Below are 18693 nucleotides of genomic sequence, written 5' to 3' on the forward strand. Positions count from 1 at the left end.
ATTCTCTTACACTGCTCGCATGACAAAGGAACACTCCCCAGATCGGCTGGACATCAAGGCCTTCGCTCAGGCCGGTGGACACCTGTCCCGCCATGACTCGCTGCTCAAGTACAAGCGCCTCGCGGAAGAGTCCAAGGGGCTGCATCCTGATCTGATGGTGGACTGGACGGCCGACGGCGAAATTCGCACGGTGGCTGGGCTTGGCGCACAGGTCTGGATGCACTTGGTCGTGCATGCGACCGTGCCCATGCAATGCCAGCGATGCCTTGGTCCGGTGGATGTGCCCCTTGATATTGATCGGGAATTCCGATTTGTGGCCGATGAAGCCACCGCCGAGGCGCTGGATGACGAATGCGAAGAAGACCTGCTCGTCCTGAGTCGTGAGTTCGATCTTCGTCAGCTCATCGAAGACGAGTTGCTCATGGAGCTGCCGGTGGTGCCGCGCCATGACGAATGCCCCACGCCTGTGACGCTCGAGTCCAGCGACGAGGATTTCGAGGAGGCGAGCAACCAGAAGCCCAATCCCTTTGCTGCATTGGCGGGACTGCGCAAGGACAACGATAAAAAGCGTTGATTCATGCGGTTTGACATCGGCCCGTAGACACGAAATTGAGCTGCGCTTTCAATTCAGCTATAATCAAGGGCTTCGCGCGAATCCCACACGTGTCTTTAATGGGCTGATCGCGTTTTTTTACCAACCCTTTTCAGACCGTAGGAGCCACCATGGCTGTTCAGCAAAACAAGAAGTCCCCATCCAAGCGCGGTATGCACCGCTCGCACAATGCCCTGACTACTCCGGGCACTGCTGTGGAACCCACCACTGGTGAAACGCATCTGCGTCACCACATCAGCCCCAACGGTTTCTACCGTGGCCGTCAAGTGCTGAAGAACAAGTCCGAAGCCTGATCTTCGAGGCTTTCGGCATTTCGAAGCCCGCTGCTACAAGCCGGTAGCGCGGGCTTTCGTCGTTTTTGACATTTGTATTTTTTCGTTCGGACGGTTTCGCTGTCTGACTATTCGCCTAAATGATCACACTGGCTGTCGACTGCATGGGGGGCGATCATGGCCCAAGCGTCACGCTTCCCGCGTGCCGCCAATTTCTCGAGCAACATTCTGATGTCCATCTTCTTATGGTGGGTCAGGAGGCCAGTCTGCGGGACTTCAAACACGAGCGCATTACCATCGTAAATGCCACCGAGGTGGTGGCTATGGACGACGCTGTCGAGACTGCGCTGCGCCGCAAGAAGGATTCGTCCATGCGTGTGGCGATCCAGCAGGTCAAGGATGGCGCGGCCCAGGTGGCTGTCTCTGCGGGCAATACCGGCGCTCTTATGGCGATTGCCCGTTACCTGCTCAAGACGCTTGATGGCATCGACCGTCCTGCCATCGCTACTCAGATGCCTAATGAAAAAGGCGGCGCCACGACGGTGCTCGATCTGGGGGCGAACGTGGATTGCACGGCCGAGCATTTGCTGCAGTTCGCGGTGATGGGCTCGGCGCTCGTGTCAGTGCTGCAGGATTGCGAACAACCCAAGGTAGGCCTGCTCAATATCGGCGAAGAGGTCATCAAGGGCAATGAAGTCATCAAGCAGACCGGCGAGTTGCTTCGTCGGGCGGGTGCGCAGGGCGATCTGAACTTCTACGGTAACGTGGAAGGCAATGACATTTTCAAGGGCGTCGTGGACATCGTGGTCTGTGACGGCTTTGTGGGCAATGTGGCGCTCAAGGCGACCGAGGGTGTCGCTTCGATGATCGTGGGCGGGCTCAAGAGCGAGTTCAAACGCAATATCTTCACCAAAATGGCTGCCATCGTGGCCTATCCGGTGTTATCTGCGCTGATGAAGCGTATGGACCATCGTCGCTACAACGGCGCTGCGCTGCTGGGCCTGCGTGGTCTGGTGTTCAAGAGCCACGGCTCTGCAGACGCTATAGGTTTCGAGCATGCGCTCAACCGGGCGTATGATGCGGCTCGCAACAACCTGCTTGATCGCGTTCGGACCAAAGTTGCCCATGCGGCTCCGCTGCTGGCGACTGGTGCGGCATCTGCATCTGTTTAGTTAGTTCGATACAAACGTCGGCCAGATATTAATGAGACGCTATTCACGTATTACGGGCACAGGCAGCTATCTGCCGCCTCGCCGTGTGACCAACGATGACTTCGTGGCCCAACTGGCCGAGCAAGGCATCGAGACATCCGATCAATGGATCGTTGAACGCACAGGCATCCGAGCACGCCATTTCGCCGAGCGCGACGTGGCCAGCAGCGATCTCGCGCTGGAGGCTGCGCGCAAGGCCATCGAGGCTGCGGGCATCACAGCGGAAGACATTGATCTCATCATCGTCGCTACTTCAACGCCCGACATGGTGTTTCCATCCACTGCGGCCATCCTGCAGGGCAAGTTGGGCATCCACGGTTGTCCCGCGTTCGACGTGCAAGCCGTGTGCAGCGGGTTTGTCTACGCGCTGACCGTGGCCGATTCGATGCTGAAGTCGGGCGTTGCCACGCGTGCGCTGGTCATCGGTTCGGAAGTGTTCAGCCGCATACTGGACTACACCGATCGCACAACCTGTGTGCTGTTTGGGGATGGCGCCGGTGCCGTGGTGCTGGAAGCCTCGGACGAGCCCGGCATCCTTGCTTGCGATCTGCATGCCGACGGTCGCCATGTGGACATTCTCTGCGTGCCAGGCAATGTTTACGGCGGCCAGATTCTGGGAGATCCTCTGCTCAAGATGGACGGTCAAGCCGTGTTCAAGTTGGCCGTGGGCGTGCTTGAAAAAGCGGCTCGTGCGACGCTTGAAAAGGCCAATATGACGGAGGCCGACATCGACTGGCTGATTCCGCATCAGGCCAACATCCGCATCATGCAAAGCACTGCGCGCAAGCTCAAGCTGTCCATGGACAAGGTCATTGTCACGGTGGACCAGCATGGCAATACGTCGGCGGCATCGATTCCGCTGGCGCTGGACCACGGTGTGCGCTCGGGTCAGATCAAGCCCGGCCAGACGCTGCTGCTCGAAGGGGTGGGCGGTGGGTTCGCCTGGGGCGCCGTGCTGCTCAAGCTGTGAGCGCAAGGAGCTGCTCCGGACTTGCCGAGTCAAGGTGAGTCCGAGGGCGGATACGTACAACTACAAAAATACCGATTCAAGATGTCCAAAACCTTTGCATTCGTATTCCCGGGCCAGGGCTCGCAGTCCGTGGGCATGCTCGACGGCTGGGGCGACAACGCCATCGTGGCCGAGACGCTGCGCGAAGCCTCCGACGCTCTTGGTGAAGACGTCGCCAAGCTGATTCACGAAGGCCCCAAGGAAGCGCTGGCGCTCACCACCAACACCCAGCCCGTGATGCTGGTGGCAGGTGTTGCTGCATGGCGCGTGTGGCGTGCCGAGGGTGGCGTGTTGCCTGTGGCGGTTGCGGGTCACTCGCTTGGTGAATATTCGGCCCTTGTGGCGTCCGGCGTATTGACGCTGGCGCAGGCAGCTCCATTGGTGCGCCTGCGTGCTGCTGCCATGCAGGAGGCGGTGCCTGTCGGCGTCGGTGCCATGGCGGCGGTTCTGGGTCTCGACTCAGGCAAGGTCGTTGCGGGCTGTGCCGAGGCCACCGCTAGCTTTGGTGCGGGCTCTGTTGAGGTGGTGGAAGCCGTGAATTTCAACGATCCGGCCCAGACCGTGATCGCAGGCACCAAGGCCGGTGTGGACAAGGCTTGCGAGCTGCTCAAGGCCGCTGGTGCCAAGCGCGCGTTGCTGTTGCCGGTGTCGGCTCCGTTCCATTCGAGCCTGATGAAGCCCGCCGCTGAAAAGCTCCGCGAGGCACTTGCCGGCATCGAATTGGCTGTGCCGCAGATCCCCGTACTCAACAACGTCGATGTGTCGGTGGAAACTGATCCCGCGAAGATCCTCGATGCGCTGTATCGCCAGGCTTTTGGCCCCGTGCGCTGGGTTGAATGTGTGCAAGCACTCAAGGCGCGCGGCGTTTCGCATATCATTGAATGTGGTCCGGGCAAGGTGCTGGCCGGTCTGACCAAGCGCATTGACGCTGAAATGGTCGGAGCTTCCATTTACGATCCGGCCACATTGGCAGAAACTAAAGAATTGCTGGCATGAGCGAAACAACAACAACTCCACCAATCGCGCTGGTCACTGGCGCAACGCGCGGCATCGGCGCCGCCATTGCGGCTGAGCTGGCCGAGCGCGGCTATCGCGTGATCGGCACGGCTACCTCCGATGATGGTGCTGCGCGCATCAACGACGCTCTGGCAGCCAGGGGCGGAAGGGGCGTGAAGCTCGATGTGACCGACGGCGAAGCTGTGGATGCGCTGATTGACGCCACCGTGAAGGAGTTCGGTGGTTTGCATGTGCTGGTAAACAACGCGGGCATCACCCGTGACACACTGGCCATGCGCATGAAGGACGGCGACTGGGATGCTGTCATCGACACGAATCTGAAGGCCGTATTCCGCGTAAGTCGTGCGGCTATTCGCCCGATGATGAAGCAGCGTTTTGGCCGCATCATCAGCATTACCAGCGTGGTGGGCGCGTCCGGCAATCCGGGGCAGGCTAATTACGCTGCCGCGAAGGCCGGTGTGGCGGGTATGACCCGTGCTCTTGCTCGGGAATTGGGAAGCCGTGGAATCACCGTGAATTGCGTGGCTCCGGGCTTCATTGCGACAGACATGACGGCAAGCCTGCCAGACGAGCAGAAGGCTGCTCTGAAATCGCAGATTGCCATGGGTGATCTGGGCCAGCCGAGCGACATCGCTCATGCTGTAGCCTATCTTGCATCCAAGGGTGCCGGCTATGTGACGGGGCAGGAGCTGCACGTCAATGGCGGCATGTACATGTAATTGAAAATTGGTTGGTGCCGCCTCGTCCGTACGGCTGGCTGTTAGGGTAATTGTCCGAAACGGTTAAAATCGCGGATTCATTCACAACCCCCTGAGGGAAACCATGAGCGATATCGAAGCACGTGTCAAGAAAATCATTGCCGAACAACTCGGTGTGGAAGAGTCCCAAGTGACCAACGAAAAGTCCTTCGTGGCCGACCTGGGCGCTGATTCCCTGGACACGGTCGAACTGGTGATGGCTCTGGAAGATGAGTTCGGCATCGAGATTCCTGACGAAGACGCAGAGAAGATCACGACGGTGCAGAACGCCATCGACTACGCCAACACCCATCAAAAGGCCTGACCAGGTTTTTTGAAAGATCAGCAGAAAGTTTGAACGCATGAGCCGTCGTCGCGTTGTCGTGACCGGTCTGGGCTGCATCACTCCCGTAGGTAATACGGTGAACGAAGCCTGGGCCAACCTTCTCGCCGGACAATCCGGCATTGACCTCATCACGAAGTTCGATACGTCGAATTTCTCTTGCAGAATTGCGGGCGAGGTCAAAGGTTTCGATGTGGAGAAGTACATGAGCGCCAAAGATGCGCGCACCATGGACAGCTTCATCCACTACGGCATTGCGGCTGCAGAGCAGGCAGTGCTGGATTCTGGTCTGCCCCTTGGCGAAGCTCTGTCGGAAGACTTGGCCACGCGCATCGGTTGCGTGATTGGCTCCGGCATTGGCGGGCTTCCGCTGATCGAAAATACCCACGCAGAACTGGCTGCGCGCGGCCCACGCCGTGTCACGCCGTTCTTCGTTCCTGCCTCCATCATCAACATGGTGGCAGGTCATGTGTCCATGCGATTCGGGTTCAAGGGCCCCAATCTGTCGGTGGTGACTGCCTGCACAACGGGCTTGCACTGCATCGGCGAGGCTGGACGCATGATCGAATATGGCGATGCCGATGTGGTCGTCGCTGGTGGCACGGAGGCCACGGTGTCTCCTTTGGGCGTGGGCGGCTTTGCCGCGATGCGCGCGCTGTCCACCCGCAATGATGATCCGAAGACGGCGTCGCGTCCCTGGGACAAGGACCGTGACGGTTTTGTTCTGGGTGAAGGTGCTGGCGTGATGGTGCTCGAAGAGTACGAACACGCCAAGGCGCGTGGTGCCAAGATCTACGCCGAGCTGGCTGGATATGGCATGAGCGCCGATGCAGGTCACATGACCGCGCCCAGCATGGATGGCCCGCGCCGCGCGATGCTCAATGCGCTGCGCAACGCGGGAGTGAACGCCGATCAGGTCGATTACCTGAACGCACACGGTACGTCCACGCCGCTGGGTGACATCAATGAAACGAATGCCATCAAGGCCGCATTGGGTGACCATGCGAAGCGGACGGTGATCAGCTCCACAAAGTCCATGACTGGTCACCTGCTGGGTGGCGCGGGTGGCATCGAGAGCGTGTTCACGGTGCTGGCGCTGCGCGACCAAAAGGTGCCGCCGACCATCAACATCTTCGAGCAGGACCCCGAGTGTGATCTCGATTACTGCGCGAATACGGCCCGCGACTTGAAGATCGACATCGCCGTCAAGAACAATTTCGGCTTTGGCGGTACGAACGGCACCTTGGTGTTCAAGCGCGCCTGATGGCGCACTGATCGGGGTGTGCAGCGTGTCGATTTCCCCGGATCACCGTAGCTGCCTTCCGGCAGTCGCAACGTGAGGGCCTCATCACAGTTGCGCCTGCATCTGCATGCTCCGGCCCTGCGGTTCAAACTGCTGAGGTCCACTCGGCTTCTATGGGTTCTGGCGAGTTTGTCTTTGCTGCAGTTGGTGTTGCTGATGTGGTGGGCGCTGACCGACGGGTCGACAACAGCTTCTTTCAAATGGATAGCGGCGATCTCGCTGTGGTCGTTGACGACGACAAGCGCTTTTCACTGGTGGCGTGGCTACTGTTTGGGCAGCATCCGGTGGGATGGGGTGCAGTGGGAGTGGCAACAGCGAACGGGAAAGTCCGTTTTGTTCCGGGCGCCAGAAGTGCGGCTTGATTTTCAGTCGATGCTGCTGGTGCAGGTGAGGTACTTCGGTTCAGCACACTGCATCCATCTGTGGCTGGAGCGTGAGACCGACCCACAGCATTGGCTGGCCTTGCGACGTGCGGTATATTCGCGCGCCGTCGGCGAACTTTCCGCGCACTGACCGCTCAGGTCAGACCAAGAACGATGCCAGATTCACTCTGCGCGACAACGATCAGTACATGACCTCATCCCAAACCGAGCAGGCTCCCGAAACCAACAGCGATCTGCAGCTGGTGGAGCGCACACTCGCGGGTGATCAGCGAGCTTACGAGATGCTGGTGGTGAAGTACCAGCGCCGTATTGAGCGGCTGATCGGTCGCATGGTGCGGGATGTGGACCTGATTCCGGACATCGCGCAGGAAACCTTTTTGCGAGCCTATCGTGCACTGCACCAATTTCGCGGTGATGCACAGTTCTATACGTGGCTTTACCGCATTGCGGTGAACACGGCCAAGAAGGCACTGGTCGATCTCAAACGCAATCCGATCATCACCGAAACCGCTTTGCGATCAAATGATGACGATGATGAAACTTCTGGCAATCCTTTTGAACTAACTACGGACGAGACCCCGGAAACCGTGCTGGCTGCTCGGGAAATTGCAGCAGCGGTGAACGCCGCCATGGAGGCTCTGCCCGAAGATTTGCGTCAAGCGGTGACACTTCGGGAGATCGAGGGGTTGAGTTACGAAGAAATTGCCGAGGCCATGAATTGTCCGATCGGCACAGTGCGCTCCCGCATTTTCCGGGCGCGCGAAGCGATTTCAGCGCGAGTGCGGCCGCTTCTGGAGAAGCAGTCGGGCAAACGTTGGTAAGGCAAATCTGAACAGGCAATGCAGTGAATGCAGGTGACACCATGAATGACGATATTGTGATGCGTGAGCAGTTGTCGGCGATGGTCGACGGCGAGCTGGTGAGTGCACAGTGCGCGCAGGTCGTTGCATATGTGGATTCCGAAGAGGGGCGTGCTTCGTGGCGCGAATTCCACCTCATCGGCGACGTGATGCGCTCTTCGGAGCTGGCGCGTCCGGTGAGCTGCGACATGGTGTCGCGTCTGCGAGCGCAATGGGCCGAAGAAGCCAAGGCCGCGCCACTGCAGCGAGGAGAAGCCGTGCAGGTGGCGTCCACGGCTGCGCAGCCTGTGCCCCAAGCGATCAAACCGAGGCAGACGGCCAATCCGGTGGTCGCGGAGCACCCCAAAGAGGCGGCCAACAACGAGGTTTTCCGCTGGAAGATGGTGGCAGGCTTTGCCTCGCTGGCTGCAGTGGCGACGATTGGCTGGAATGCCTATACGGGGCTGTCCGCGTCGCAACCCGGAGTGCCTGCCGGTATGCAGTTGGCAGCGGCACCGGTGGCCGCGAGCCAAGGCGGCGTCAACCAGGTGGCAGTGAGCTTGCCGGTGCAGGCGGCGCAAGGGCCGGGCCCGGTGATGATTCGCGATCCGCGTTTGGACGAGCTGCTGGCGGCGCACAAGCAATACGGCAGCACGTCTGCGCTGCAGATGCCTGCGGGCTTCCTGCGCAACGCCACTTTCGAGGCGCCTGCGCGCTGAGTGCATGGCGACCAGCCATCGTGTCGATGATTGGATCTTGAGCCTTGAGAAGCATACCGAGCGGTGAGTGGATGAGTCTGTGGACGCCGGTTCGGTGGTGTGCTGGATGGCTGTCCGCGCGAAGCATTTGCGTTGTGTGGCTTTTCGTTCTTCCGTTCACGGCGTCTGCGGCTGCCGTCACTTCTTCCAGTTCCACGGACTGCGTCTCACCCACGTTCACGCGAGAGCAACTGCAGCAACTCGACGTGCTTGGTTGGCTGGAGCGCATGCGCCAAGCTACTGATCTGAATACTTACAGTGGCAATTTTGTGGTGATGTCCTCGTCGGGAGTGATGAGCAGCTCGCGTGTCTGGCATGTCTGTGACAGACATCGCCAGATCGAGCGCTTGGAAGCGTTGAGCGGCACACCGCGCATTGTCTATCGCCAGAATGCAGAGGTCCGCACCTTCTCGCCCAATGACCGTGTGGTGCGTATCGAATCGCGCGAGATGCCGCGCAAATTTGTTCGCGCCAAAGGCATCAGCGGTGAATCGCTGCTCGCGCATTACGCCGTGCAATTGAGCGGGCATGAGCGCATCGCGAGCAAGGACGCCGATTTGCTGCAATTGCGTCCGCGCGATCCGTGGCGATTCGGATATCGCGTGTGGCTTGATCACGCGAGTGGGCTGGTCCTGAAATGGCAGACCGTCACGTCCGGTGGGCGCGTGCTGGAGCAGGCGGCTTTTTCAGAACTAGACATGAACACTCCTGTGGGAGGCGTGCAGATCGAAGCCATGATGAATGACGTCGTGGGCTACCGCGTCATCACTGAGTCGCGCACGGCTACCTCACTGGAGGCCCATGGCTGGACGCTGCCGATTCCCGTGGAGGGGTTTGTGCTGCTGAACTGCGCAGAAAAGCAGAAGCCCGATGTTGCAGCAAAGTCCAATGTGCAGCAGTTGCGTGTTGCGAGCGTGCAGTGCGTCTATTCCGATGGTTTGGCCAGCCTTTCCGTATTTCTGGAGCCTTACAGTGAAGAGCGTCACGCATACAACGGCCAAGAGTTGCGGTTGGGTGCAACGCACACGCTCTCGGGCAGGGTCGCTGGCGATGCTTGGGTCACCATGGTTGGCGAAGTGCCACTGGCCACGCTGCACCTCTTTGCATCGGCTATAAAGCAGATGCCACATTGATGGTTATACGCCGCAGCGTTGTTCGTCGCTGAAAGTGACCGCGCGGCGGGAACCAAAAGGCGCATTGTCCTTCACAGGGAAAGCGGCCTATTTGCTAACGTCCAAATGAATACCTTGAGAGGTTCAGATGTTGAGGATTGATCAGAAAACATTGCATGGTTATGCGCTCGCGGTGGCGACGGCCCTGACGCTCGGTGTGTCGATGGCGCCAGTGCAGTCTGCGGTGGCGCAGCCTGCGGCCGCAGCACGCGGTCTTCCTGACTTCACCGATCTGGTGGATCAGGTGGGCCCCGCCGTGGTAAATATTCGAACAACCGAGCGCGTGACTCCGGGCGAGACGAGCACCGGCATGGACGAAGAAATGCGCGAGTTCTTCAAGCGTTTCGGCGTGCCGCTCCCCAATATTCCCAAGCAGCAATCTCCGCAGCGCCGCAACCAGCAGCCTGAAGAGCAGCCACGTGGCGTCGGCTCGGGGTTCATCCTGAGCGGCGATGGCTACGTGATGACCAATGCGCATGTGGTCGAAGGTGCGGATGAAGTGATTGTCACGCTGACCGACAAACGCGAATTCAAGGCCAAGATCATCGGCGCGGACAAGCGCTCCGATGTGGCCGTGGTGAAGATCGACGCGACTGGTTTGCCCGCAGTGAAAGTGGGCGATGTGAACCGGCTGAAGGTCGGCGAATGGGTGATTGCCATCGGCTCGCCATTCGGTCTTGACAACACGGTGACCGCAGGCATCGTGAGCGCCAAGCAGCGGGACACCGGCGATTATCTGCCGCTCATCCAGACCGATGTAGCTGTGAACCCCGGCAATTCGGGTGGCCCGCTGATCAACATGCGTGGCGAAGTAGTGGGCATCAACAGCCAGATCTATTCACGTTCGGGCGGCTTCATGGGCATATCGTTCGCGATTCCCATCGATGAAGCGATCCGCGTAAGTGACCAACTGCGCGTGAGTGGCCGCGTCACGCGTGGTCGTATTGGCGTTCAGATCGAGCAGGTCTCTAAGGACGTCGCTGAATCTCTGGGCTTGCCGAAAGCGCAGGGCGCGCTGGTGCGTGGCGTCGAGGTCGGCTCTCCGGCCGAAAAGGCGGGCGTTGAAGCAGGAGATGTGATCACCAAGTTCGATGGCAAGACTGTCGAGAAGACCGTTGATCTGCCGCGTCTCGTCGGCAACACCAAGCCTGGCACGAAGTCGAGCGTCACCGTGTTCCGTCGCGGTCAAGCGCGTGATCTGGCGATCACCATTGCCGAAGTCGAGCCCGACGAAAAGGCTGCTGCGGCAGGCAAGGGCGGATCGGGCAATGCCAAGCCCAAGGCTTCGGCGGCTGCCGAGCAATTGGGGTTGATGGTGTCGGATCTCACCGATGCGCAGCGCAAGGAACTCAAGATCAAGGGTGGCGTGCGCGTGACCGAAGTGGCTGAAGCGGCGGCGCGTGCAGGACTGCGAGAAGGTGATGTGATTCTGAGCGTGGCCAACACCGAGGTGCACAGCGTGAAGGACTTCGATGCCGCGCTGGCCAAGGCGGACAAGAACAAGCCCATCAATGTGCTGTATCGCCGTGGGGAATGGGCGCAATACGCGCTGATTCGCCCTTCGCGTTGACGGATTCCGGGCTGGCCGCGCTACCTGAAAACCATTGTGAAGTCCCCATCCCGATCTCGGGAGTGGGGCTTTTGAGGACTTGGAGGGGAGTGATTTTCTGCGATTTCCGGGTTTTTTGCGGTTTCCGCCACGCAGCCCCTCAACTTTCTTTCTGCAGATTTCTATAGAATGGCGGCATTTCTACAATCAATATGTGTATAAAAAATCGGCTTTCCCTCATGATGTGGGATGAACCCATTTGATGCACAAGCAGTCCACAGATCACGCACAAGTTGTTCAGGAAGATCGTGGTAGAATTGTTGATAACCTGTGAATAAATGCCCCGTTGCAATGCGGCAACGGCCCTCCACCGCGGTCGGATGGGCTTCCCGAACAGGCCTTTTTGCCTACAATGAAGCTCCAACTATCGCAGTTGCCAAAGATTGTTGGTTTAGGGCGCGTCGCTATTTGACGCGCCCTTTTTTCTTGTCCGCGTCTTTGCAATTCAAATACTTGTCGTTTCCCGTTGATGAACCACATCAGAAATTTTTCGATCATTGCCCACATCGACCATGGCAAATCCACGCTCGCTGACCGATTGATCCAGCGTTGTGGAGGCCTTGCAGAACGTGAGATGGAAGCCCAGGTGCTGGACTCGATGGACATCGAGAAAGAGCGTGGGATAACCATCAAGGCACAGACCGCTGCACTTCAGTACAAGGCCAAAGATGGCCAGATCTACAACCTCAATCTGATCGATACGCCCGGTCACGTTGACTTCTCATATGAAGTGTCGCGTTCGCTGTCTGCCTGCGAAGGCGCACTGCTTGTTGTCGACGCTTCGCAAGGCGTTGAAGCACAGACTGTGGCGAACTGCTACACCGCGCTGGAGCTCGGCGTGGAAGTGGTGCCGGTGCTCAACAAGATGGATCTGCCCAACGCTGATCCGGACAACGCGAAGATGGAAGTCGAAGACGTGATCGGCATCGACGCGACGGATGCGATTCCCTGCTCGGCCAAGACTGGCATGGGCATCGACGAAATTCTCGAAGCCGTTGTCGCCAAGATTCCTTCGCCAAAAGGCAACCCCGATGCGCCGCTGCGCGCGATGATCATCGACAGCTGGTTCGACAGCTACGTTGGCGTCGTGATGCTCGTGCGCGTGGTGGATGGTGAGCTCAAGAAGGGCGAGCGCTTCAAGATGATGGCGACCAACGCCGCCTACGAAGCCAACAACCTCGGCGTGTTCACACCGGCGACCTTGCCGCGCGATTCGCTCAAGGCGGGCGAGGTGGGTTTCATCATCGCTGGCATTAAGGAATTGAAGGCTGCGAAGGTGGGCGACACCATCACGCTGGAAAAGAAGCTGCCCAACAATCTGGGCCCAGCCGCTTCAGCGCTGCCGGGTTTCAAGGAAATCCAGCCGCAAGTATTCGCAGGTCTCTATCCGACCGAAGCCAATCAATATGACGCGCTGCGTGATGCGCTGGAAAAGCTCCAGCTCAACGATGCGTCGCTGCGTTTCGAGCCCGAAGTTTCCCAGGCGTTGGGCTTTGGTTTCCGCTGCGGCTTCCTTGGGTTGCTGCACATGGAAATCGTGCAGGAACGCCTTGAGCGCGAGTTCGATCAGGATCTGATCACTACCGCGCCAAGCGTGGTGTATGAAGTGGTCAAGGGCGATGGCGAAGTCATCATGGTGGAAAACCCATCGAAGATGCCGGAGCAGGGTCGCATGCAGGAAATCCGCGAGCCCATCGTGACCGTGCATCTGTACATGCCGCAGGAGTACGTCGGCCCGGTGATGACACTGGCCAACCAGAAGCGTGGCGTGCAAATGAACATGGCCTACCACGGCCGCCAGGTGATGCTCACCTATGAGTTGCCGCTGGGCGAAATCGTGCTGGACTTCTTCGACAAGCTCAAATCGGTTTCGCGTGGCTACGCGTCGATGGATTACGAGTTCAAGGAGTACCGTGCGTCTGATGTGGTGAAGGTCGACATTCTGCTGAACGGCGAGAAGGTCGATGCGCTGTCGATCATCGTCCACCGCACACAGGCCACCTACCGTGGTCGCGCGGTGGCCGCGAAGATGCGCGAGATCATCAGCCGTCAGATGTTCGACGTGGCGATCCAGGCTGCCATCGGCGCCAACATCATCGCGCGCGAGACCATCAAGGCACTGCGCAAGAACGTGCTGGCAAAATGCTACGGTGGTGACATCACCCGCAAGCGCAAGCTGCTCGAAAAGCAGAAGGCCGGCAAGAAGCGCATGAAGCAGATTGGCTCGGTCGAAGTACCGCAGGAAGCGTTCCTCGCTATTTTGCAAGTCGAAGATTGAAGAAGACGATTCAGGAAGAAGAAGGCATCTGCCCATGCAAGTTTTGACATCTTTGATCCTCGCAGCCTTTGTGGGCTACATCGGTGCCTGGTACGTGGGGGCGATCGAGGGCAATTTCGCGCTGCTCCTGCTGCTCGCCACTGTGGTGACGGGCGTCTACTGGGTGGCCGAGCGCTTTTACTTTCTGCCGCGTCGCAGGAAGGCGGCCGAGGTGTTCGCCGCATCCACTTCGCAGCGCCGCGAAGAGCTCGAGCGCATGGGCATTCGCCCCGATGGCGCGGATGACCTGCAGGCGACGCAGCAGAAACTGATCATGCAGCCTTGGTGGCTGGACTGGACTGCTGGTTTGTTCCCGGTGATCCTCGTAGTGTTCCTGCTGCGCTCCTTTCTCTTCGAGCCATTCAAGATTCCGTCGGGTTCCATGTATCCGACACTCTGGGTGGGCGATCTGATTCTCGTGAACAAGTTCACCTATGGTCTGCGTCTGCCGGTGGCCAACACCCGCGTCACCGAGGGCAACAAGCCAAAGCCGGGCGATGTGATCGTGTTCCGTTATCCACCGCAGCCAAGCGTGGACTACATCAAGCGCGTGATCGGCACACCCGGCGATACGGTCGCGTATCTGAACAAGCGCCTGACCATCAATGGCAAGCCCGTGCCCACATCGGCGCTCCCTGACTTTTTTGAAGAGGACGCCATGCGTTACTTCAGCCAGTTTCAGGAAAAGATCGGCGAGAAGACGCACAACGTGCTGAACAACAAGGACGTGCCCGCCTTCGTGCAAGGCGCCAGCAATTTCGCGCACCGAGACCTGTGCAATTACAGTGTCGAGGGCGTGACCTGCAAGGTGCCCGAAGGCCAGTACTTCGTGATGGGCGACAACCGCGATAATTCGCTGGATTCGCGTTATTGGGGCTTCGTGCCGGAAGGCAATATCGTCGGCCGGGCCTTCTTCATCTGGATGAATTTCGGTAATTTCAAGCGCATCGGTTCGTTCAACTGATTTTCTGGATCAACGCTTTCACATTTCAATTCAAGAGGGAAACACAGATATGGCAATGCACCGCATCTCCGCACCACGTTCGCGTCAGCGTGGGCTATCGTTTGTCAGTCTGGTGTTTCTTCTGGTGGTGTTTGTGTCCATTGGTTATGTAGTAACAAAATCATTGCCGGTTTTTCTAGAGTGGCAGTCGATCAACAAGGCCGTAAAAAAGGCTGCGGCTGCGGGTACAACGGTTGCAGATGTGCGTTCTGCTTATCAACGATCAGCGGATATCGACAATATTACTTCTGTTAGCTCGTCAGATTTGGAAATCACTAAAGAGAATGAAAAAGTAGTTGTTTCTTATGATTACTCTCGTGAAGTTCCGTTGTATGGGCCCGCATACTTGCTTTATAAATTCCAAGGCTCTTCGAACAAGTAGTGTTATCAACTGAACTTCAAGCTCTGCAGGATCGTCTGCAGCATTCCTTCAAGACCCCCGCACTGTTGCAGCGCGCGGTCACGCATCGCAGTTTTACCGCAGATCACAACGAACGCCTCGAGTTTCTCGGCGATTCGGTGCTGAGTCTGGCGGTCTCCACCATGCTGTATCAGCGCCTTCGGGATCTTCCCGAAGGTGATCTTTCGCGCATGCGTGCGAATCTGGTCAAGCAGGATTCCCTTCACCGCATCGCGATGCGTTTGAAACTCTCGGACGTGTTGCGTCTGGGCGAAGGGGAATCCAAATCCGGCGGCAAACTGCGCCCCTCGATTCTGGCCGATGCGGTGGAAGCGCTGATCGGCGCGGTCTACCTCGATGCCGATTTCGAGACTGCGCAGGCGCTGGTGCATCGCTTTTTCGAGGGTGTTGACCTGAGCCCCGAAAAGCAGGCCGCCGCCAAGGATTCCAAGACCGCCTTGCAGGAGTGGCTGCAGGGTCGCAAAATGCATCTGCCTCAGTACCGCGTAGTGGGAACGGCGGGCGCTGCACACAATCAGATCTTCGACGTCGAAGGTCACATTGTGGAACTCGGTCTGATCGAACACGGAAAGGGCGGATCACGCCGCGCGGCTGAACAGGCTGCTGCAGGTGCTCTGCTTGCCAAACTGAAAGCAAAACACGCATGACGAATGCATCAAAACCTCCGGCGCCCAAGGGCTCGGAATCTCCCGCCGACGGGCTGAATCCCGATCTGGACGCCATGCTGGCGGGCGCCAAGCCCGGCGCGGTCCCGGCCCTTTCGGCAGCTTCCGCCGCTCCCGCCGCGCCAGTGGACACCACAGGCCAGCGCTGCGGCCTGATCGCCATCGTCGGCAAGCCCAACGTGGGCAAGTCCACGCTGATGAACGCGCTGGTCGGCCAGAAGGTGTCGATCACCTCGCGCAAGGCGCAGACCACGCGCCACCGCATCACCGGCATCCGCACCAAGGACAGCACTCAGTTCGTCTTCGTCGACACGCCGGGCTTCCAGACCCGTCACAGCACGGCGCTCAACAAGTCGCTCAACAAGACCGTGATGGGTGCGATTGGCGACGTGGACCTGATCCTGTTCGTGGTCGAAGCTGGCAGCTTCACGCTGGCCGATGCCAAGGTGCTGAGCCTGTTCAAGCCCGGCATTCCCACGCTGCTCGTCGCGAACAAGCTCGACACCGTGCACCGCCGCGCTGAAATCGCGCCTTGGCTGCGTGACATGCAGGAGCGCCATCCGTTTGCGGAATTCGTGCCGATGTCGGCCAAGAACAAGGGCGACATCGAGCGCCTGTTCGGCATCGTCGGCAAATACCTGCCCGAGCAGCCCTGGTGGTACGCCGAAGACGAGCTCACCGATCGCAGCGAGAAGTTCCTCGCGTCCGAGACCGTGCGCGAGAAGCTGTTCCGCTTCACCGGCGACGAGCTGCCCTATACCTCGACGGTCGTCATCGACAAGTTCGAGGAAGAAAAGAGCAAGCAGCACAAGCGCTTCATGAAGATCGCTGTGACCATCGTGGTCGAACGAGATGGTCACAAGGCCATGGTGATCGGCGAGGGCGGTGAACGCTTGAAGCGCATCAGCACCGAAGCGCGGCAGGAGCTGGAAAAGCTCATGGACGCCAAGGTCTTCCTTGAAGTCTGGGTGAAGGTTCGCTCCGGCTGGGCTGACGACGAAGCGCGCGTGCGCTCGTTCGGCTACGAATAAAGCCAAGGTTCAGGTTCAGGCAACCATTCCGAAGGGGTCATGGCGACCAAGCGCATCAGTGATGAACCGGCGTTCATTCTCCATCAATACGACTGGAGCGAATCGAGCCTCATTCTGGAGACCTTTACGCGCCGCTACGGGCGCGTGGCGCTGGTGGCCAAGGGCGCGAAGAAGCCGACCTCCAACTTTCGCCCTGTGCTGCTGCCGCTGCAGCCGCTTCGGGTGAGCTATGGCATCTCAGGCGAGGGCCATGGCGATATCCATGCGCTCAAATCTGCAGAATGGGTCGGCGGCCACATCATGCCCTCGGGCGATGCGCTGCTCTCGGGCCTCTATCTCAACGAACTGCTGATGCGGCTACTGGCGCGCGAAGACACGCATGTGCCGCTGTTCGACATCTACGCGGGCGTGGTGCGCGTGCTGGCCAGTGAGCATGGCGATGCACTCGAGCCCGTGCTGCGCAGCTTCGAGCTGGTGCTGCTGCGCGAGATCGGCCTGCTGCCCGATCTGCATGTGGAAACCGCCACGCTTTCGCCGCTCGAGCCGAATGCCCGCTATGCGCTGGTCGCGGAGGGCGGGCTGCGCAGGGCCGCATCGGGCGAGCGATTTTCGCTGTCTGGCGCACATTGGTGCGCACTGCACGATGCGCTCGCTGACAATACGACGAGTTTCACCACGACCCTGCGTGTGCTCATTGGCGCAGGTCTGGCCAGCGAACTCAAATCCCAATTGCGCGCGCTTCTGCAATACCATTGCGGTAGCCAGTTGCTGCGCACCCGCCAGCTCATGATGGATCTGCAATCGTTATGACGACATCACATTCTTCCCGCACCGCCTTGTCGGTCAACATCAACAAGGTCGCACTGGTGCGCAACACGCGGCATCTGGGCATTCCCAGCGTGACGCGCGCGTCGCAGTTGTGCCTCGAAGCGGGCGCGCAGGGCATCACGATTCACCCACGCCCGGACGAACGCCACATCCGCGCGAGCGATGTGTATGAGCTGGCCGAGCTCATGAAGCAGTGGCCGAGAGCGGAGTTCAACATCGAGGGCAACCCCACGCAGAACCTCATGGAGTTCATCCGCCAGACGCGTCCGCACCAGGCGACCTTCGTGCCAGACAGTGAGGAGCAGTTCACCAGCGACCACGGCTGGACCTTCCCGCAGGATGCCGAGCGACTCAAGCCGCTGATTGACGAATGCCGTGCACTTGGCGTGCGCGTGAGCCTGTTCATGGACCCGGTGCCTGAACAGATGGCCGCAGCCAAGGCCGTGGGCGCTGATCGCGTCGAGCTCTATACCGAGCCTTATGCTGCTGGCTGGGCCACGCCGGACAAGGAACAGCAACTGCTGACCTATGCCGCAGCAGCTCAGGCCGCGCTCGATGCGGGGCTCGGCATCAACGCCGGACACGATCTGAACCGCGACAACCTGCCCGAATTCGTCGCGCGTGTGCCGGGCCTGCTCGAAGTCTCCATTGGCCATGCGCTGATCGCCGATGCGCTCGAACTCGGATACGCCGAAACGGTGCGCGCCTATCAGGGCTGCATCGACGCCGGCATGGCGGCCAGAAAATGATCTACGGAATCGGCACCGACATCTGCGACGTGCGCCGCATTCGTGCGAGCCTCGAGCGCAATGGCGACCGGTTCGCCGAAAAGGTGCTGTCGCAAGCCGAACTGGCGACTTGGCGAGCGCGCTCTGAGCGCTGGCCCGAGCGCGGTATCCGCTATCTCGCCACGCGCTTTTCCGCCAAGGAGGCCTTCAGCAAGGCCATCGGCCTCGGCATGCGCATGCCGATGACGTGGCGCCATTGCGAAATTTCCAAGCTGCCGAGCGGCCAGCCGGTGATCGTGCTGCATGGCGAGCTCAAGACCTGGTTTGAAGCCAAGGGTCTCGCCGCGCACATCACCGTGACCGACGAAACCGACTATGCGGCGAGCTTCTGCGTCGTCGAGCATCTGCCGCCATCGACCTGAATCGCGCCCCTT

At 59.4% G+C, this 18693-nt stretch carries 21 protein-coding genes; all 21 read left to right on the forward strand.

Annotation, left to right across the window (positions count from 1 at the left end):
- Positions 1–19 precede the first annotated feature (19 nt).
- The 21 genes from G7047_RS01135 (at position 20) to acpS (ending at position 18681) form a co-directional block, all read left to right on the forward strand.
- Positions 20–574 carry a DUF177 domain-containing protein gene (locus G7047_RS01135; RefSeq protein WP_166299919.1) on the forward strand — a complete coding sequence of 185 codons (555 nt, stop codon included), beginning with the start codon at positions 20–22 and terminating at the stop codon, positions 572–574.
- Positions 575–723: 149 nt separating this feature from the next.
- Complete coding sequence (gene rpmF, locus G7047_RS01140; protein WP_013519991.1) at positions 724–906, forward strand: 50S ribosomal protein L32; 183 nt, start codon at positions 724–726, stop codon at positions 904–906.
- 119 nt (positions 907–1025) lie between these two features.
- A complete protein-coding gene (gene plsX / locus G7047_RS01145) occupies positions 1026–2057 on the forward strand; it encodes a phosphate acyltransferase PlsX (RefSeq protein ID WP_166299921.1) in 1032 nt (343 codons plus the stop codon).
- Positions 2058–2088: 31 nt separating this feature from the next.
- A complete protein-coding gene (locus G7047_RS01150) occupies positions 2089–3066 on the forward strand; it encodes a beta-ketoacyl-ACP synthase III (protein ID WP_166299923.1) in 978 nt (325 codons plus the stop codon).
- Between the two features lie 81 nt (positions 3067–3147).
- Complete coding sequence (gene fabD / locus G7047_RS01155; RefSeq protein ID WP_166299925.1) at positions 3148–4101, forward strand: ACP S-malonyltransferase; 954 nt, start codon at positions 3148–3150, stop codon at positions 4099–4101.
- Positions 4098–4841: a 3-oxoacyl-ACP reductase FabG gene (gene fabG, locus G7047_RS01160; RefSeq protein ID WP_166299927.1), complete on the forward strand. Its 744-nt coding sequence runs from the start codon at positions 4098–4100 to the stop codon at positions 4839–4841. Before fabD ends, fabG begins: the two co-directional genes overlap by 4 nt.
- Before the next feature lie 103 nt (positions 4842–4944).
- Positions 4945–5184 (forward strand): acyl carrier protein, encoded by a 240-nt coding sequence (gene acpP, locus G7047_RS01165; protein ID WP_137746177.1) that lies wholly within the window; start codon positions 4945–4947, stop codon positions 5182–5184.
- Between the two features lie 37 nt (positions 5185–5221).
- Positions 5222–6466, forward strand: a complete 1245-nt coding sequence (gene fabF / locus G7047_RS01170) for a beta-ketoacyl-ACP synthase II (RefSeq protein ID WP_166299929.1) — start codon at positions 5222–5224, stop codon at positions 6464–6466.
- A 174-nt stretch (positions 6467–6640) separates the two neighbouring features.
- Positions 6641–7018, forward strand: coding sequence for a hypothetical protein (locus tag G7047_RS01175; RefSeq protein WP_166299931.1), 378 nt, complete (start codon positions 6641–6643; stop codon positions 7016–7018).
- 58 nt (positions 7019–7076) lie between these two features.
- Complete coding sequence (gene rpoE / locus G7047_RS01180) at positions 7077–7709, forward strand: RNA polymerase sigma factor RpoE (RefSeq protein WP_166299933.1); 633 nt, start codon at positions 7077–7079, stop codon at positions 7707–7709.
- A gap of 41 nt (positions 7710–7750) precedes the next feature.
- Positions 7751–8446 (forward strand): sigma-E factor negative regulatory protein, encoded by a 696-nt coding sequence (locus G7047_RS01185; protein WP_166299935.1) that lies wholly within the window; start codon positions 7751–7753, stop codon positions 8444–8446.
- Between the two features lie 134 nt (positions 8447–8580).
- Positions 8581–9618, forward strand: a complete 1038-nt coding sequence (locus G7047_RS01190; protein WP_166299937.1) for a MucB/RseB C-terminal domain-containing protein — start codon at positions 8581–8583, stop codon at positions 9616–9618.
- 127 nt (positions 9619–9745) lie between these two features.
- A complete protein-coding gene (locus G7047_RS01195) occupies positions 9746–11227 on the forward strand; it encodes a DegQ family serine endoprotease (RefSeq protein ID WP_166299939.1) in 1482 nt (493 codons plus the stop codon).
- 508 nt (positions 11228–11735) lie between these two features.
- Complete coding sequence (gene lepA, locus G7047_RS01200; protein ID WP_166299941.1) at positions 11736–13544, forward strand: translation elongation factor 4; 1809 nt, start codon at positions 11736–11738, stop codon at positions 13542–13544.
- Positions 13545–13578: 34 nt separating this feature from the next.
- On the forward strand, positions 13579–14547 hold the full coding sequence (lepB, locus tag G7047_RS01205; protein ID WP_166299943.1) for a signal peptidase I: 969 nt from the start codon (positions 13579–13581) through the stop codon (positions 14545–14547).
- Positions 14548–14596: 49 nt separating this feature from the next.
- Positions 14597–14968: a DUF4845 domain-containing protein gene (locus tag G7047_RS01210; protein WP_166299945.1), complete on the forward strand. Its 372-nt coding sequence runs from the start codon at positions 14597–14599 to the stop codon at positions 14966–14968.
- A complete protein-coding gene (rnc, locus tag G7047_RS01215; RefSeq protein WP_166299947.1) occupies positions 14968–15654 on the forward strand; it encodes a ribonuclease III in 687 nt (228 codons plus the stop codon). Before G7047_RS01210 ends, rnc begins: the two co-directional genes overlap by 1 nt.
- Positions 15651–16703, forward strand: coding sequence for a GTPase Era (gene era / locus G7047_RS01220; RefSeq protein WP_371813835.1), 1053 nt, complete (start codon positions 15651–15653; stop codon positions 16701–16703). Before rnc ends, era begins: the two co-directional genes overlap by 4 nt.
- A 39-nt stretch (positions 16704–16742) precedes the next feature.
- On the forward strand, positions 16743–17513 hold the full coding sequence (gene recO / locus G7047_RS01225; protein ID WP_166299949.1) for a DNA repair protein RecO: 771 nt from the start codon (positions 16743–16745) through the stop codon (positions 17511–17513).
- On the forward strand, positions 17510–18280 hold the full coding sequence (locus G7047_RS01230) for a pyridoxine 5'-phosphate synthase (RefSeq protein WP_166299951.1): 771 nt from the start codon (positions 17510–17512) through the stop codon (positions 18278–18280). Before recO ends, G7047_RS01230 begins: the two co-directional genes overlap by 4 nt.
- Positions 18277–18681: a holo-ACP synthase gene (gene acpS, locus G7047_RS01235; RefSeq protein ID WP_166299953.1), complete on the forward strand. Its 405-nt coding sequence runs from the start codon at positions 18277–18279 to the stop codon at positions 18679–18681. Before G7047_RS01230 ends, acpS begins: the two co-directional genes overlap by 4 nt.
- Positions 18682–18693: the final 12 nt, after the last annotated feature.

This window comes from Diaphorobacter sp. HDW4A, assembly GCF_011305995.1.
GTDB lineage: Bacteria > Pseudomonadota > Gammaproteobacteria > Burkholderiales > Burkholderiaceae_C > Diaphorobacter_A.

Coding starts and splice junctions, on each gene's coding strand:
- G7047_RS01135 (WP_166299919.1), top strand. CDS start 20: ATGACAAAGGAACACTCCCCAGATCGGCTGGACATCAAGGCCTTCGCT.
- rpmF (WP_013519991.1), top strand. CDS start 724: ATGGCTGTTCAGCAAAACAAGAAGTCCCCATCCAAGCGCGGTATGCAC.
- plsX (WP_166299921.1), top strand. CDS start 1,026: ATGATCACACTGGCTGTCGACTGCATGGGGGGCGATCATGGCCCAAGC.
- G7047_RS01150 (WP_166299923.1), top strand. CDS start 2,089: ATGAGACGCTATTCACGTATTACGGGCACAGGCAGCTATCTGCCGCCT.
- fabD (WP_166299925.1), top strand. CDS start 3,148: ATGTCCAAAACCTTTGCATTCGTATTCCCGGGCCAGGGCTCGCAGTCC.
- fabG (WP_166299927.1), top strand. CDS start 4,098: ATGAGCGAAACAACAACAACTCCACCAATCGCGCTGGTCACTGGCGCA.
- acpP (WP_137746177.1), top strand. CDS start 4,945: ATGAGCGATATCGAAGCACGTGTCAAGAAAATCATTGCCGAACAACTC.
- fabF (WP_166299929.1), top strand. CDS start 5,222: ATGAGCCGTCGTCGCGTTGTCGTGACCGGTCTGGGCTGCATCACTCCC.
- rpoE (WP_166299933.1), top strand. CDS start 7,077: ATGACCTCATCCCAAACCGAGCAGGCTCCCGAAACCAACAGCGATCTG.
- G7047_RS01185 (WP_166299935.1), top strand. CDS start 7,751: ATGAATGACGATATTGTGATGCGTGAGCAGTTGTCGGCGATGGTCGAC.
- G7047_RS01195 (WP_166299939.1), top strand. CDS start 9,746: ATGTTGAGGATTGATCAGAAAACATTGCATGGTTATGCGCTCGCGGTG.
- lepA (WP_166299941.1), top strand. CDS start 11,736: ATGAACCACATCAGAAATTTTTCGATCATTGCCCACATCGACCATGGC.
- lepB (WP_166299943.1), top strand. CDS start 13,579: ATGCAAGTTTTGACATCTTTGATCCTCGCAGCCTTTGTGGGCTACATC.
- G7047_RS01210 (WP_166299945.1), top strand. CDS start 14,597: ATGGCAATGCACCGCATCTCCGCACCACGTTCGCGTCAGCGTGGGCTA.
- era (WP_371813835.1), top strand. CDS start 15,651: ATGACGAATGCATCAAAACCTCCGGCGCCCAAGGGCTCGGAATCTCCC.
- recO (WP_166299949.1), top strand. CDS start 16,743: ATGGCGACCAAGCGCATCAGTGATGAACCGGCGTTCATTCTCCATCAA.
- G7047_RS01230 (WP_166299951.1), top strand. CDS start 17,510: ATGACGACATCACATTCTTCCCGCACCGCCTTGTCGGTCAACATCAAC.
- acpS (WP_166299953.1), top strand. CDS start 18,277: ATGATCTACGGAATCGGCACCGACATCTGCGACGTGCGCCGCATTCGT.